Source organism: Paenarthrobacter sp. NCHU4564 (assembly GCF_052156435.1).
In the GTDB taxonomy this organism is placed as follows: Bacteria; Actinomycetota; Actinomycetes; order Actinomycetales; family Micrococcaceae; genus Arthrobacter.
This window is the reverse complement of record NZ_JBQLIS010000001.1, coordinates 404,993-419,266: the sequence shown is the minus strand read 5'-3', so window position 1 is coordinate 419,266 and position 14,274 is coordinate 404,993. Positions and strand designations below refer to the sequence as shown.

At 66.0% G+C, this 14,274-nt stretch carries 11 protein-coding genes; 6 read left to right on the top strand and 5 right to left on the bottom strand.

Annotation, left to right across the window (positions count from 1 at the left end; translation table 11 throughout):
- Nucleotides 1-7 precede the first annotated feature (7 nt).
- A complete protein-coding gene (locus ACSVIE_RS01930; RefSeq protein WP_442422844.1) occupies nt 8-1,207 on the bottom strand; it encodes an MFS transporter in 1,200 nt (399 codons plus the stop codon).
- 34 nt (nt 1,208-1,241) lie between these two features.
- Here ACSVIE_RS01930 and ACSVIE_RS01925 point away from each other — a divergent pair, with 34 nt between their 5' ends.
- Nucleotides 1,242-1,778 (top strand): Chromate resistance protein ChrB, encoded by a 537-nt coding sequence (locus tag ACSVIE_RS01925; RefSeq protein ID WP_426007070.1) that lies wholly within the window; start codon nt 1,242-1,244, stop codon nt 1,776-1,778.
- 1 nt (nt 1,779) lies between these two features.
- Here the strand turns inward: ACSVIE_RS01925 and ACSVIE_RS01920 are convergent, their stop codons facing one another.
- On the bottom strand, nt 1,780-2,805 hold the full coding sequence (locus ACSVIE_RS01920) for a M56 family metallopeptidase (RefSeq protein WP_426007071.1): 1,026 nt from the start codon (nt 2,803-2,805) through the stop codon (nt 1,780-1,782).
- Between the two features lie 5 nt (nt 2,806-2,810).
- Nucleotides 2,811-3,197: a BlaI/MecI/CopY family transcriptional regulator gene (locus tag ACSVIE_RS01915; RefSeq protein WP_426007073.1), complete on the bottom strand. Its 387-nt coding sequence runs from the start codon at nt 3,195-3,197 to the stop codon at nt 2,811-2,813.
- Between the two features lie 279 nt (nt 3,198-3,476).
- Here ACSVIE_RS01915 and ACSVIE_RS01910 point away from each other — a divergent pair, with 279 nt between their 5' ends.
- The 4 genes from ACSVIE_RS01910 to ACSVIE_RS01895 are packed head-to-tail and all read left to right on the top strand — an operon-like array spanning nt 3,477 to nt 10,620.
- Entirely contained in the window at nt 3,477-5,069 is a 1,593-nt protein-coding gene (locus tag ACSVIE_RS01910) for a cytochrome ubiquinol oxidase subunit I (protein ID WP_442422843.1), read from the top strand.
- A gap of 18 nt (nt 5,070-5,087) precedes the next feature.
- The gene (gene cydB / locus ACSVIE_RS01905) at nt 5,088-6,173 is read left to right on the top strand and encodes a cytochrome d ubiquinol oxidase subunit II (protein WP_426007077.1); all 1,086 of its coding nucleotides are present in this window, start codon (nt 5,088-5,090) and stop codon (nt 6,171-6,173) included.
- Nucleotides 6,174-6,180: 7 nt separating this feature from the next.
- Nucleotides 6,181-9,600 (top strand): thiol reductant ABC exporter subunit CydD, encoded by a 3,420-nt coding sequence (cydD, locus tag ACSVIE_RS01900; protein ID WP_442422842.1) that lies wholly within the window; start codon nt 6,181-6,183, stop codon nt 9,598-9,600.
- A 9-nt stretch (nt 9,601-9,609) separates the two neighbouring features.
- On the top strand, nt 9,610-10,620 hold the full coding sequence (locus ACSVIE_RS01895; protein ID WP_442422841.1) for a GNAT family N-acetyltransferase: 1,011 nt from the start codon (nt 9,610-9,612) through the stop codon (nt 10,618-10,620).
- On the opposite strand, the gene ACSVIE_RS01890 is transcribed toward ACSVIE_RS01895, so the two are convergent.
- Nucleotides 10,617-11,135 carry a DinB family protein gene (locus tag ACSVIE_RS01890; RefSeq protein WP_426007085.1) on the bottom strand — a complete coding sequence of 173 codons (519 nt, stop codon included), beginning with the start codon at nt 11,133-11,135 and terminating at the stop codon, nt 10,617-10,619. The genes ACSVIE_RS01895 and ACSVIE_RS01890 overlap by 4 nt on opposite strands.
- A 127-nt stretch (nt 11,136-11,262) precedes the next feature.
- On the opposite strand from ACSVIE_RS01890, the gene ACSVIE_RS01885 reads away from it, so the two are divergent.
- Nucleotides 11,263-11,646, top strand: coding sequence for a VOC family protein (locus ACSVIE_RS01885; RefSeq protein ID WP_426007087.1), 384 nt, complete (start codon nt 11,263-11,265; stop codon nt 11,644-11,646).
- A gap of 77 nt (nt 11,647-11,723) precedes the next feature.
- Here ACSVIE_RS01885 and ACSVIE_RS01880 read toward each other — a convergent pair whose 3' ends face one another.
- Nucleotides 11,724-14,240: a DNA gyrase/topoisomerase IV subunit A gene (locus ACSVIE_RS01880; RefSeq protein WP_442422840.1), complete on the bottom strand. Its 2,517-nt coding sequence runs from the start codon at nt 14,238-14,240 to the stop codon at nt 11,724-11,726.
- Nucleotides 14,241-14,274 lie beyond the last annotated feature (34 nt).

Below are 14,274 nucleotides of genomic sequence, written 5' to 3'. Positions count from 1 at the left end.
AGACTTTCTAGGGGCCCGTCCTTTGGTCCGCCTGCCCGGCATGTCCGGGAGCGGCCAGTGCTGCAGCCCCCACGGTCAGCGCCAGGGCACCCAACCCCCACGGCAGTCCCACGGCAACGGCGACCCCGCCTACCAGCAGAGGACCGCCCGCGTCACCGAGCTCACGGCCCAACTCCGCCGATCCCATGGTCCTGCCCAGTCGTTCCGGTGGTGTCGCATCCGCCAGGTGGGCAAAGGCCAGCGGCGTGGCGACACCGATGCCTGCTCCAATGAGGACTGCTGCAGTGTAGATGCCCGGCCCTCCCGGCAGGATGGCTGCCAGTGCCGTGCCCAGCGCAATGGCCAGCAGGCCTGCCACAATGCCTGCCCGGTCGCCGATCACTGCGCGGTCCCTGAGCTTGCCGACGTAGGGCTGGAGCAGTGACGAAGCAACAGCCAGGACACTCACGGCGGCTACGCTGCCGACGGTTCCCAGGCCTTCCCTGGCAGCCAGGGCCGGCAAGAATCCGACAGCGGCACCGAGTGCTCCCGTGCCGGCTGCCAGGACGATGGTCGGCCCAAGGAAGGACCATTGCGTGCTTTGCTGCCAGAGGTCCAAAAGTGTGTAGCGGGGGCGCGGAAGCGGAGCCATTTTAGGCACAGCCACCACCGCCCAAACCGACACCGCCAGTGCAAGTCCGGAGAGTACGGCAAAGAGCAGGCTGAAACCGCCCAGGACGATGGCCAATGCGCACAGGAGTGGCCCGATCGCATAGCCGAGGCCCTTCCATGAGCCGTAGCGGCCGAAGTATCGCCCGGTCCTGCCCTCGGCGAGTCGGGCCACACTCGCCGAGGATGCGGGTGAGAAGGCTGATGCTGCCATTCCCTGTCCGAGCCGGGCCGCGGCCAGCATGAGCGGCTGGTCGGCCCACAGGCCAACCAGTGATGCTGCCGAGAAGGCAAGGAGGCCTCCAACGATCACTGGTTTGGGACCGATGCGGTCGCTCAGGGCGCCGAAGAGGGGTTTCAGGAAAACTTCAGCAACGTCATAGAGGGCCAGGAGGAGCCCCAGCCCCAGGAGGCTCAACCCGATGTCCGCGCTTTCGGCCCCCAGCCCGGCAGCTACTGCATGGGCGCCGAACGCGGTGGTAAAGCCGGCAGCATAGAGCGGCCAGCGATGGTGGTCGCCGATGGAGGGCAGTAACTGGCTGCCGGAAGAGGAAGTCACACCACTGAATGTAACAGCTGCTACATTGACTGTTGTGGTTGATGTCGAATTGCAGTGGCTGCTGCTGTTGGTGCACGTTCCGGCAAAGCCCTCCCGGCACCGGGTGGCCGTCTGGCGGGGGTTGCGGAAATCCGGAGCTGTACCCATCTCTCCGGGCACGTGGATTCTTCCTGCCCACCCCGCATTCGAGGCCGGGATTGAGCGCATCCATCAACTGCTGAAGGGTAACGGGTCCATGACAGTCGTGGAGGCCCGGCCGCGTGGTACCGGTGGAGTGGACTTTCGTGATGCGTTTGCTGCCGCCCGCACCGAAGAATGGGCGGAATTTTCCAAGGACTGCGGGAAGTTCATGGAGGAGATCGCCAAGGAGACCATGCTTGGCAAGTTCACGCTGGCCGAACTCGAAGAAGAAGAACAAAGCCTCGAGCGTCTGCGTCGCTGGTACCGGGACTTGAAGGCACGCGATGTTCTTGCCCTTCCGGAAGCGCGTGCCGCCGCACAGCAACTGGCCGGATGCAGCGATGTCCTGGAGACGTTTGCGGAACAGGTCTACGAAGCTACCCTCACCTAGCTCAGCCCAGCAGTCCCGGCACGATCAACAGGGCCGTTGGCACGGCGAGCAGCAAGGCTGAAACTGCCAGGACCAGTGCCCGGAGCCCCGTGGCGAGTGGCGGCTTGGGGGAGAGGAGGCGGCTGACGCGTGACGCCGTCGTCCGTGGTGAATCGGCCCCGCCGGTGGCGCTGACCGAAGTAGCCTCCACGACGGCGCCGGTTCCGCTGAGTGCCGCCTGGCCGCTGAAGGCTGCATGGCCCGCGGCGGCTGACCGGCCGTCCGGGGCGGGAGCGGCGTTGCCGCTGGACACAATGGCGATCGCCTTGATGAGCGTGCCCTTGCTTTCCGTCCTCAGGGCGACATCGTCTGCCAGCATCTCGATGAGCGAGTTGACGGCCGTCTGGGCAAGGCGGGTGGTGGGAAACCAGGGCAGGGCCTGGCGCCATGCTGCGAACGCCCAGAGCAGGAGATCGTGACGCTGGGTGAGGTGGGCGTTTTCGTGAATGAGCACAGCCCGCAGCTCTGCCGGTTCCAGTGCGGCCATCAGGCCATCGGACAGGACGGTGACGGAGCGGGCACCGCCAGGCAGGCAGTACGCGACGGGCGAATCGTGGTTGATGACCACGGTTCCAGGTCCGTCGTCGGACGGAGAGGCCAGGAGGGTGAGGAGTTCACGGTGCCGCCGGCGCTGGCGCTCGATCTTGTAATACGTCAGAAGGAGGGTGAACACCAGGTGCGCTGTCAGGAGAGCTGCGGCGGAGAGGGCAAACAAGTGCCAGAAACCCAACGCCGTGGTGGGCTCATTGTTGAAGACCATGCCTGCCAGGCTCTTCAGGCCGGCGATCAGGTTATCGCCGATGGGCTCCAGTCCGTACACCAGCATGGCGCCGATCATGGACAGCCCGCCGGCAAGTGCTATGGCCTGCCAGAGGACCATGGCGGTGAAGGGGGAGCGTGCCGGCCACTGCGCGCGCGAGAGCAGGACAGGTACCGGCCACGCCAGGATGATTGCCAGGACCGCCAGGAAGTATGAGGTCCAGAACATAGTGGCTAATTGTAGCCGAGCAGTTTGCGCAGGGTAGCGGCTTCGCTTTCGGAGACGGAACCAATGAAGCGGGCCAGGACTGCCTCCCGGTCAGGGGCGGAGCCCAGGACTTCGTGCATGAGTTCTGCCGTGTGGTCCGCGCGGCTGGAGACTGCCTGGTAGCGGTGCGGCCTGGTGCCGCGCTCGCGTTCCACAAGGCCCTTCTTTTCGAGCCGCGAAAGGACGGTGAGCACGGTGGTGACTGCCAGGTCCTTGCCCTGGTGTCCTTCCGAGCCGTCACCGGCAGCGGAATCCTGCGCCAGGAGATCGCGCAGCGTGTTGGCGGTTGCAGCCTCCTGGCTTGCCCAGAGCAGATCCATGACTGCCCGTTCCAGTTCCCCAAGACTTGCCATCTGTTCCGTCCCTACCTTCCGCTTCCCGCCGCAGAACCGCAGGCGGGAGGCGATGATTCAACATTCCACGATAAATCTACCGCGTTTCAGCCTTCCATTCTACGCGAGGTAGAACGATCGGCGTGCCGCGGCAGGGAGGGTGGCTCTGGCGGGTGTGTAACGCCACGTGAAGAATGGGCATGTGCCCCCTGCTGATGTTCTACACTGTGTAGAAGAGAGTTTTCTACAGAACGTAGAACTAAGTGCAGGTGCACTTCGGCCGCCGGACTAAGGACAGCCATGGACGCTTTGGAAATCGCACGCTGGCAATTCGGGATCACCACCGTTTACCACTTCATGATGGTGCCGCTCACGATCGGCCTTGGGCTGGTGGTGGCTGTCATCCAGACGATCTGGTACCGGACGGGAAAGCCCGAATATCTCCGCATGACCAAGTTCTGGGGCAAGCTGTTCCTCATCAACTTCATCATGGGAGTTGCCACGGGCATCGTGCAGGAATTCCAGTTCGGCATGGCCTGGAGCGAGTACAGCAGGTTCGTGGGGGATGTCTTCGGGGCCCCGCTGGCCCTTGAGGCGCTCCTGGCCTTCTTTGTGGAGTCCACGTTCCTGGGACTCTGGATCTTCGGCTGGAAGCAGCTCAAGCGGGGGGTGCACCTTGCGTGCCTCTGGATAGCCGTGCTCGGGTCAGTCTTTTCCGCGTACTTCATCATCGTGGCCAACTCCTGGATGCAGCACCCGGTGGGCGTGGAGATGGTGGATGGCAGGCCTGTCATGACCGATGCCTGGGCTGTGTTCACCAACAACACGGCCATGGTGGCCGTGCCGCACACGCTCTTCGGCGCCCTGGGCGTGGCAGGGGCCTTCCTGCTCGGCATCGCCTGGTACCACCTGTGGCGCCGCCGCCATGACGGCATCGACACCGTCGGCGCCGACGGCAAGATGGTCCCCGGGGAAGCTGAGATCCCCGGCCGCGACAAAGCCGACTACTCGGTGTGGATGCGATCCCTCCGCCTGGGCGCCGTCGTGGCGATGATTTCCTTCGCCGGCACCGCCATCACCGGCGACCTGCAGGGCAAGCTCATGTTCGAACAGCAGCCCATGAAAATGGCAGCCGCCGAAGCTGCCTGCCATGACGGCACCGGGTTTTCCGTGCTCAGCGTGGGCAACCTTGGTGCCACCAACTGCGACGACATCGTGGCCGTCATCGAAGTTCCGGGCATCCTCTCCTTCCTGGCGAAAGGCGACTTCACCACCGAGGTCAAAGGCGTCAACAGCCTGCTGGGTGAATACCAGGAGAAGTACGGCACGCACCTGCCCGACAACCCCCTCTACGGTGACCGTGCCGGCCAGGAGATCCAGTATGTTCCCGTCATGGAAGTCACCTACTGGGGCTTCCGCATGATGATCGGGTTCGGCGGCATCGCTGCCTTCGCGGCCCTGCTGGCCCTCTGGGTGACGCGCAAGGGAGTGGTGCCCGCGTCCAGGTGGCTCATGCGGCTGGCTGTCTTTGGCATCCTTGCTCCCTTTGGCGCCAACGCCGCAGGTTGGATCTTTACCGAGATGGGCCGCCAACCATTCGTGGTGGCACCCAACCCGGACATGAACGGGATCGACCAGGTCTTCATGTTCACCGCCGCAGCAGTCTCGCCCGGCGTCACGGCGGGGGAGCTCCTGGGCTCCCTGGTGGTGCTGACGGCAATCTACGCCGTCCTCCTTGTGGTGGAAGTAAAGCTGCTGGTCAAGTACGTGCGGGGAGGCGTGGCATCCGCCATGCCGGAACTCGCCCACACCCCAAACAAGCAACACGACAAGAACGACGACGGCACTCCCGGCGCCGGCACGGCCGACGATGTCCTGGCCTTTGCCTACTAGGAGCTAAGGAAAACCACCATGGAACTGTTGCCCACCCTTTGGTTCATCGCGATCGCCGTGTTGTGGACCGGCTACCTCTTCCTTGAAGGATTCGACCTCGGTGTCGGCATGCTGATGAAGCTTTTTGCCCGCAACAACACCGACCGCAGGGTCCTGCTCAACACCATCGGCCCGGTGTGGGACGGCAACGAGGTGTGGCTCCTGACGGCGGCCGGTGCCACCTTCGCCGCCTTCCCGCTGTGGTACGCGTCGCTGTTCTCCACCCTGTACCTGCCGCTCCTGTGCGTCCTCGTGGCACTCATCTTCCGTGCGGTGGCCTTCGAATACCGGGGCAAGGTGGACACGGTCCGCTGGCGCAACGGCTGGGACTGGGCGATCGCCCTCGGATCCTTTGTGGCTGCGTTCGGCATCGGCGCTGCCCTGGCGTTGACCACCACGGGCCTGCCGATCAACGCCAACGGAGACCGCGATGGCGGCCCCCTGGACTGGTTCAGCGGCTACGCTTTGCTCGGCGGCCTGGGCGTTGTGGCCTTCGCCCTGGTCCACGCCCTGGCTTTCCTGGCGCTGAAGACCGACGGCGACGTGCGGTACCGCGCCCGGCGCTGGTTCGTGCGGCTGCTTCCGGTGGCGGTCCTTCCCATGCTGGGATGGATGGCCGCAGTCCAGCTCATCAGCGGTGAGGCCTGGACCTGGATCGTTGCCGGGGCGGGTGTGGTGGCCGTGGCCCTTGCCTGGCAACTCGCCCGCAGCGGATTCGAGGGTCGCGCCTTTGCCGCCACCGGTGTCTTCGTGGTCTGCGCCACGGCATCGATCTTCGGTGCTTCCTTCCCGGTGGTCATCCCGTCCACCATCGACCCCGCCTTCAACCTGACCATCGCCAACGCCTCATCCTCGGACTACACCCTGGGGCTCATGAGCATCGTCGCCGCGGTAGGACTGCCCCTGGTCATCGCCTACCAGGCCTGGACCTATTGGGTGTTCCGCCGCAGGGTCAGTGCCTCCCACATCCCGGAGGCGCACGGCTTCCTACCGGCCATCGCGGCCAAGGTACTGGTCTCCAAGGACGGGACCACCCCCGGCGCCCCTTCCACGCCGGAAGCCTGAGCGACCCATGAAACCCGCCTTCCCGTCCGGTCCGGCCACCAGGACTGCCCTTTATGTGATCGGGCTGCTCTCCGCACTGAAAGCCTTGTCCCTGGTGCTCATGGCGCAGGCCGTCGCCGGGATGCTGGCCGGCCTGACGGAGGGTTCCGGCGACTGGAACAGCCTCCTGTTGTGGGGAGCCGGCGGGGCCCTGCTGCGCTCCTTGACGGTCTGGGGGCAGGGGATCGCGGCCCGGCGGGCAGCGCTCGGGGTCAAGGAGGAACTGCGGTCACGGCTCCTGGAACGTGCCCTGGACAACGGCGGACCGGCACCCGTGGGAGGAATCAACGACGGCGGCCTGGCCATCCTCGCCACGCGCGGACTGGACGCCCTGGACGACTACTACACCCAGTACCTCCCGGCACTGGTCAACTGCGCCACCGTCCCGCTGCTCATCGGAGCCAGGATCCTCTTCGCCGACTGGGTCAGTGCCGTGGTGATCGTCCTGACGGTGCCCCTGGTGCCACTGTTCATGGTGATCATCGGCCGGCACACCGAAGACTGCGTCAAAGACGCCCAATCGACACTGCGGAAATTGTCAGGGCACATCCTTGAGCTGGCCAAGGGGCTTCCGGTGCTGGTGGGCCTGGGCCGCGCCGTCGAACAGCGCGCCGCGCTGGAGGAAATTTCCGAACAGTACCGCGTCAAAACGATGGGGACACTCCGCGTTGCGTTCCTCTCGGCCCTCGCCCTGGAACTGATCGCAACCATCTCGGTGGCAGTGGTGGCGGTGTTCATCGGCGTTCGGCTTGTTGACGGAAGCATGCCCCTTGAAGCCGGGCTCCTGGCCTTGATCCTTGCCCCGGACTGCTACCTGCCCCTGCGGGAGCTGGGCACAGCGCACCACGCCAGCGACGACGGCAGGGCCGCGCTCGAAACAACCAACACTGTGCTGGATACACCACCGGCCCGCCCCCTTCCCTCCAGTAACGGCCCGGCACGCCCAACCGGCTCCTCCGCCAGCGGAATCCTGGTGCGCGGCCTGGCGGTGACATACGCCGGTCGGTCAGCTCCCGCCGTCGGGCCCTTGGACTTCACCGCCCCGCTGGGCCAGGTCACCGCCTTGGCCGGCGCAAGCGGCGTCGGCAAGAGCACCGTGCTGGGGGTCCTGGCCGGACTGATCGGCGACGGCGGCGGAACTGCCGTGACCGGCTCTGTAGAGCTCCCGGGACCCGGTACCGCCGTGGCCTGGGTGCCGCAACATCCCGCCATGGTGGCGACCACGGTCAGGGAAGAAGTCGAGCTGTACCTTGAGGGGCTCGCCGCGCCGGACAAGGCAGCAGCCGCTGACAGGGTGCTGCACAAGACCTCCGCCGGCCACCTCGCCGGAAAGCATCCCGCCGAACTCAGCCCGGGAGAGCTGCGCAGGGTCGCGGTGGCCTGTGGCCTTGCCCGCATCGAGGCAGGCACTACCGTCCTGCTCCTCGATGAACCTACGGCACACCTTGACCCGCAGACTGCCGGAGCGGTCCGGCGCGCCATTGAGTCAGTCCGCGGAACAGCAACCGTGGTCCTGGTGGCCCATGACGCGGCAACCCGTGCGCTCGCAGACCACGTGGTCCACCTCGGCGGGAGTTCTTCACCTGACGTGCCCGCGGCGGCTTCGGCTCCCGGGGGAGCCGCCGCCGGGCTGGAAACGGCGGGTCCCGGCACTACCAAGCCAACCGCGCCGGGAGCAGCGGCTGCACCGGTGGCATCCGCGGCCTGGAGCCTGGACAGCCTTCGGGCTGTCCTGCGCCCCGTCCGGTGGAAGTTTGCAGCCGCTTGCTCCGTGGGAATCCTGGCAGCGCTGTTCGCGGTGGCCCTGTCCGGTTTGTCCGGTTGGCTCATTATCCGCGCCAGTGACCAGCCCCCTATCCTGTACCTCCTGGGAGCAATCGTCGGGGTGAGGTTCTTTGGAATCGGCCGCGCCGTCCTGCGGTATTGCGAGCGGCTGCTTACCCACGACGCCGTATTTGCCGCCATGACCACACTGCGCGGGACGCTTTGGGCATCGCTCAGCCGCCGGGCATTATCCCTGCGGCGGCTCCTGCGGGGCGGCAACGTCCTGGGCGCGATCATTGACGACGTGGATACCCTGCGGGACCTCCTGCCCCGGGTGGTGCTGCCTCCGTTGACCGCCGTGGGGGTGGCGGTTGCGGCCCTGATCAGTACCGCACTGGTTCTTCCGGCCGCTGTGCCCGCCGTTGCCGTGGCCGCCGCCGCAGGCCTTGTGGTGGCTCCGCTGGCGGCGGTCGTGGCAGACCGCAACGCGGCCCGGTCAGCGCAGCAGCTTCACCAGGAGGTCCTGGGTGATGTCGCGTCCGTGCTGGATTCCCGCGCGGGGCTGGCCGCCAATGGCGTCGCTGCCCCGGTGCTGGCTGCCCTGGGAAGGAAGGACCGGGCTGCCACCGCCGCGGCCCAACGCTCGGCGTGGGCCGAAGGGCTCGGGCAGGCGGTGACGGTCCTTGCCTGTTCCCTGGCCGCGCTTTGGGCGGGCGTCCTGGCCGCGCCGGATGTGCGCAACGGCTCTATGGCACCCGAGCTGGTGGCTGTCATCGTGCTGATGCAGCTTGCCCTCGTTGAACCGTACGCCGGAATCGTGCCGGCACTCCGCCAGGCGCCGGCACTGACCGCCGTCCTGCGACGTGTGGCGGGGTCCGGTGCCCTGGACGCCGGACATGCTGAAGCCTCTGAAGAGTACGACGCCGGGTTGCAGGTTTTCCCGGACCGTGATGGTCGGGAGGGACTTGAGTTAAGCGGGCTTGGTGCACGTTGGCCTGGCGGACCGTTGGTCTTCACGGGCGTCTCGGCAACGGCGCAGCCCGGACAATGGCTCGCAGTGACAGGGCCGTCCGGCGCGGGGAAGTCCACCCTGTTGTCCGTGCTGCTGGGGTTCCTCCCCGTCAGCGAAGGGAGCGTAAAACTGACGGGAACTGCTGCCTGGTGCCCCCAGGAAGCGCACCTTTTTGATTCCACCATCCGTGGAAACCTGCTGCTGGCCAGGCCGGCGGGCAGCAAGCCCGGTGATGATGAGATGCATCAGGCACTGGCCGACGTTGGCCTGGACGACCTGGTGGCAAAGCTTCCCGGGGGACTGGATGCGCGCATAGGACCCGGAGGCTCGCGGCTGAGCGGCGGTGAGCGGCAGCGGCTGGCCATGGCCCGGACCCTGCTGACAGGTGCCCGCGTCCTCCTGCTCGACGAACCGACAGCCCACCTTGACGCGGACTCGGCCCGGGAGATGATGTCAGCCTTGCGGCGCGGTTTGCGGGAGGTGACGGTGGTGCTGGTGACGCACAATCCCCAGGACATCGATCCTGCCGATGCCAGGCTGGACCTCGCAGGCCCCATGAGCACAGCGGCGCCCGGCGCGGCGGAACTGGCCGGGCGGACGGCCGCTCAGTAGCCTGTTGGCATGCTCTTAGACGGCCACGAACCGATCCTTCCTGACACTGACGCCACTGGACTTCGATGGCGGGCCGCCACCGCCGGGGACCTGCGGAACTGGGCGGACCTGATCGCCCGGACTGCCGCCGTCGAGCATCCTGTCTGGTACGAGAAGCATGGCGACCTGGTCCACGTGCTGGAGTCGGGCAAAAACGATCCGCGCACCCACACACTGCTTGGCCTGGACGAGGGCGGGACAGCCCGTGCCTACGGCCGGATCACCAAGAACCCCGACGGCGACAAAGCCAATGCCATGGGATGCGTTGATCCGGACTGGCAGCACCGGGGCATTGGCTCGGCCGTCCTGGCCTGGCAGGAAGCACTGACCCGGCTCAGGTTCGCGGCCGACGCCGCTGCCGGCTACGTGGCCGCCCCGCCCCGCCTGCGGATCAGGACCGAAGAGCAGCACGGCCATCAGTGGGCCTTGTTCACGGCCCGGGGCTACGGGATTGTCCGCTGGTTCAACGAAATGCACCGGCCCCTGTCCGGTCCCGCACCGGAGGCCCGGCTCGATACTGGACTTGAGCTGCGGACCTTCGAACCGGCCTTCCACGAGCTTGCGCGCCTGGCCCACAACGACGCGTTCAGGGACCACTGGGGGAGCGAACCCCGCGACGAGGAATCATGGCGGTTTACGCTGGAGGAACCCACCGCCCGCCCGGACCTGAGCGCCGTGGTCCTGGACGCCGCAACGGGTGAGGTGGCCGGGTACCAGCTCGCAAGCTTTGATCCCGACGCCGCCGCGGACAGGGGCTTCAAAGAGGGCTACACCGAGTTGCTGGGTGTCCGCCGCGGCTACCGTGGCCGTGGCATCGCCCAAGCGCTGCTGGCGGACGCCTTCCGTCGCTTCAGCGGCGCCGGCATGGATGTGGCTTCGCTTGACGTGGATTCGGCTAACCCCACCGGAGCGCTCAAGCTGTACGTGGGGATGGGGTACCAGGCAGTGAACCGCAGCATGACGTGGGAGAAGATGCTTTAGCCGTCCACATCATGGAGATGGTGGACTACATCGTGAAGGAAGTAGCGGGAAAACGTCAGCACTGTAAAGACCGATCCGTTGCTCCGGGTTCCCGTGCGGTTCCATTCGTCCTCCACCACGCGGGCAAAGGACGCTGCGACCTGCTCACCCTCAACGGTAAGTTCCCCGGAAACGGCCTCCGGGTCGGAAGACCCGTAGTCGCCCTCCACGGCGGCCTTGTCCTGGTCCCAGTTATCGAAGGCGGCATCGTCCCGGGTGAGCATGAGGTTCAGCCGTTGGTCGAAAATGCTGAAAACGTCGCGGACATGGCACGCGTACTCCAGGGGTGACCACGTGTGGTCATTGGGCCGGACGGAAGCGTCCTCCCGGCGCAGGACCGCGCGCCACCTGGGGAGCATGCTGAGCACGCTGCCGGGGACCGTCGCAGGAGTCACCGTGGAGGGGTCGAAACCGCACTCGGGGCAGGGCTTCGAGAGGACCCAGGTCCAGTCTTTTTGGTCGGGAATGATCGGCATGCGGCCAGTCTAGGCGAATCGCCGCAAGGGGCGGACGGAAGTACTGAATTGGGTGGCTTTTTCCCATGACGGAGCACCCGCCGCGGAGTAGAGTTCGTCCCGGGGGGAGAGCCGGAAAGAGAAAATCATGCTCAAGGATCAGCAAGTGGGTGCTGTCTTACCAGCACTGGATCTTGGCCGGGCCCGCGCGTTCTACAGCGAGAAACTCGGTCTGGAACCCGAAAACCCGGACGCCGACGACAACCTTCAGTACAGATGCGGAAACGGTACGGGCTTCTTCATCTACCAAACGCCGAACGCGGGCAGCGCCAAAAATACCCAGATGGGATGGATGGTGGACGACGTCGCTGCCAGTGTCGCGGAGCTGCGGGAAAAGGGTGTCACGTTCGAGGACTACGACCAGCCGGGACTGAAAACGGACAACGGCATCGCCCGGATGCCCGACGGAAGTGCCGCAGCGTGGTTCCTGGACACGGAAGGGAACATACTGAGCATCAACCAGGCCGGCTAGCCCGGCAGGCAGCCGGCAGAGGCTGCCGCACCAGGAGGGCCGGCGACAACTGCGTCGCCGGCCCTCCTGCGTGATCCTCAGGCGTCAGCAGGCTCCCCGGGCCACGCCATGCTTGGCCCGATGGCTTCCACTGGTTGCGACAGCGGCACCCCCGAACCGTCCCTCCGGCCGTGTTCGTGGGGCAACGCCCTGGCCACGCCGGCTGCCGATGACGCTTTGGCAGGCCCATGGCCCGCCCAGGCCAGCAGCAGCGTGTCCTCACCCTTCAGGAAGCGGTGCACGCGCACGCCCCCGGTGGCCCGGCCCTTTGACGGATACTCACCGAAGGCGGTCACTTTCGCCGTACCGGGCGCCGTTCCCGGCAAAGCCCCCTGGGTACCGGCAATGGTGACCACGACGGCGGCAGGATCGTCAGCGCGGACGGCGCCGAAGTGGATGACTTCATCGCCGGCGGCCAGTTTAATCCCCGCCATTCCGCCCGCAGTCCGGCCTTGGGGACGGACGCTGGCGGCACTGAACCGAAGCAGCTGCGCCTGCTTGGTCACAAAGACGAGATCGACGTCGTCATCCTGCGCGGGCTCCACCGCCAGGACCGAATCCTTGTCCTTCAACGAGATGATCTCCCAGTCCTCACGGTTGAGCGGGTAATCCGGCTGGACCCGCTTCACCACGCCCTGGGCCGTTCCCAGTGCCAGCACGGCATCCAACGGGACGAAGGCCACCAGGGACTCTCCCTTCAGCAGGGTGATGAACTCCTTGGCAGGAACCCCGCCGGCGAGGTTGGGCAGTCCGCTGACGGGCGGGAGCACCGGCATGTCCATCACCTGCAGGCGAAGCATGCGGCCCAGCGATGTCACGGCTCCGATCTCACCGCGTGCAGTGGTCTTGACGACGGACCGGAAGACATCGTGCTTGGCCCGCGGTCCCGCTTCAGCCAGCGGTTCCTGGTTGGATGTCCTGGCGATCTGTCCGGACACGCTGAGCAGGGCCCAGCAGGGGTCGTCCGGGATCTCCAGCGGAAGCGGCGCCGCCTTGCCCTTGGGGCCCGGCGCGGCGAGGGAAGCAGCCACGGTGGGGGACACGGCTTCGGACTCAAGCAGCACGGTCCGACGGGGAGTGCCGTACTTTTCGGCGATTTCGGCCAGCTCACCGGAGACCAGTTCCCGCAGCAACTGGTCGGACCCGAGGATCGCCTCCAGCGCCTCTATCTCGCGGCGCAGCTCGTCCTGCTCCTTCTCCAGCTCCAGGCGCGAATACTTGGTCAACTGCCGCAGGCGCAGCTCCAGGATGTAATTGGCCTGGATCTCCGTGAGATCGTAAATCGACATCAATCGCTCACGGGCAGCCGAGGCTTCATCCGAGGACCGGATGATCTGGATGACCTCGTCAATGTCCACAATCGCGATCAGCAGGCCCTCCACGAGGTGGAGGCGGTCCTTCTTCTTCCCGAGCCTGAACGCGGTACGGCGGCGGACCACGTTCAGGCGGTGGTCCACGTAGACCTGCAGCAGCTGCAACAGCCCAAGGGTCTGGGGCTGGCCGTCCACCAGGGTGACATTGTTGATGCCGAAGGAGTCCTCCATCGGCGAGTAGCGGTAGAGCTGCTGGAGGACTGCGTTCGGGTTGAAGCCGTTCTTGAGTTCGATCACAAGGCGCAGGCCATGGTTCCGGTCCGTCAGGTCAACGACATCGCTGATACCGGTCAGCTTCTTGGCGTTGACGGCGTCCTTGATCTTTTCGATGACCTTTTCCGGTCCCACCATGTAGGGCAGTTCCGTCACCACCAGCCCGGTACGGCGCGCCGAAAGCTGTTCCACCTCAACCTTGGCCCTGGTCTTGAAAGAGCCACGGCCAGTGGCGTAGGCGTCCCGGATGCCGTCCAGGCCGACGATGCGGCCACCCGTGGGGAGGTCCGGGCCGGGGACGAACTTCATGATGTCGTCCAGGGTTGCCTCGGGATTGGCGATCAGGTGGCGCGCGGCGGCGATGACCTCCACCAGGTTGTGCGGCGCCATGTTGGTGGCCATGCCCACCGCGATCCCCGTGGTGCCGTTGACCAACAGGTTGGGAAACGCGGCCGGGAGGACATCGGGCTGGGTCAGCTGGTTGTCGTAATTGGGGACGAAATCCACCACGTCTTCATCGAGGTGGTCGGTCATGGTGAGGGCGGCCGCCGCAAGGCGGGCTTCGGTGTACCGCGGAGCTGCCGGGCCGTCGTCGAGCGAGCCGAAGTTGCCGTGGCCGTCAATCAAAGGCAGCCGCAGGGAGAAGTCCTGCGCCATACGCACCATGGCGTCGTAAATGGCGGCGTCACCGTGCGGGTGCAGCTTGCCCATGACCTCGCCCACTACACGGGCGCTCTTGACGTGGCCGCGGTCCGGGCGCAGGCCCATGTCCGCCATCATGTAGAGGATGCGGCGTTGAACAGGTTTGAGGCCGTCACGGGCATCTGGCAAGGCACGCGAATAAATCACCGAATAGGCGTACTCCAGGAAGGAGCCTTCCATTTCGGAGGTGACATCAATGTCGACGATCGTCTCGGTGAAATCGCCGAGCGGCTCGCCTTTGCGTGCGGAAGTTTGGCTGCGGGCCATGGGGTCGGTGAATCCTTAAAGCTGTACTGCGGAT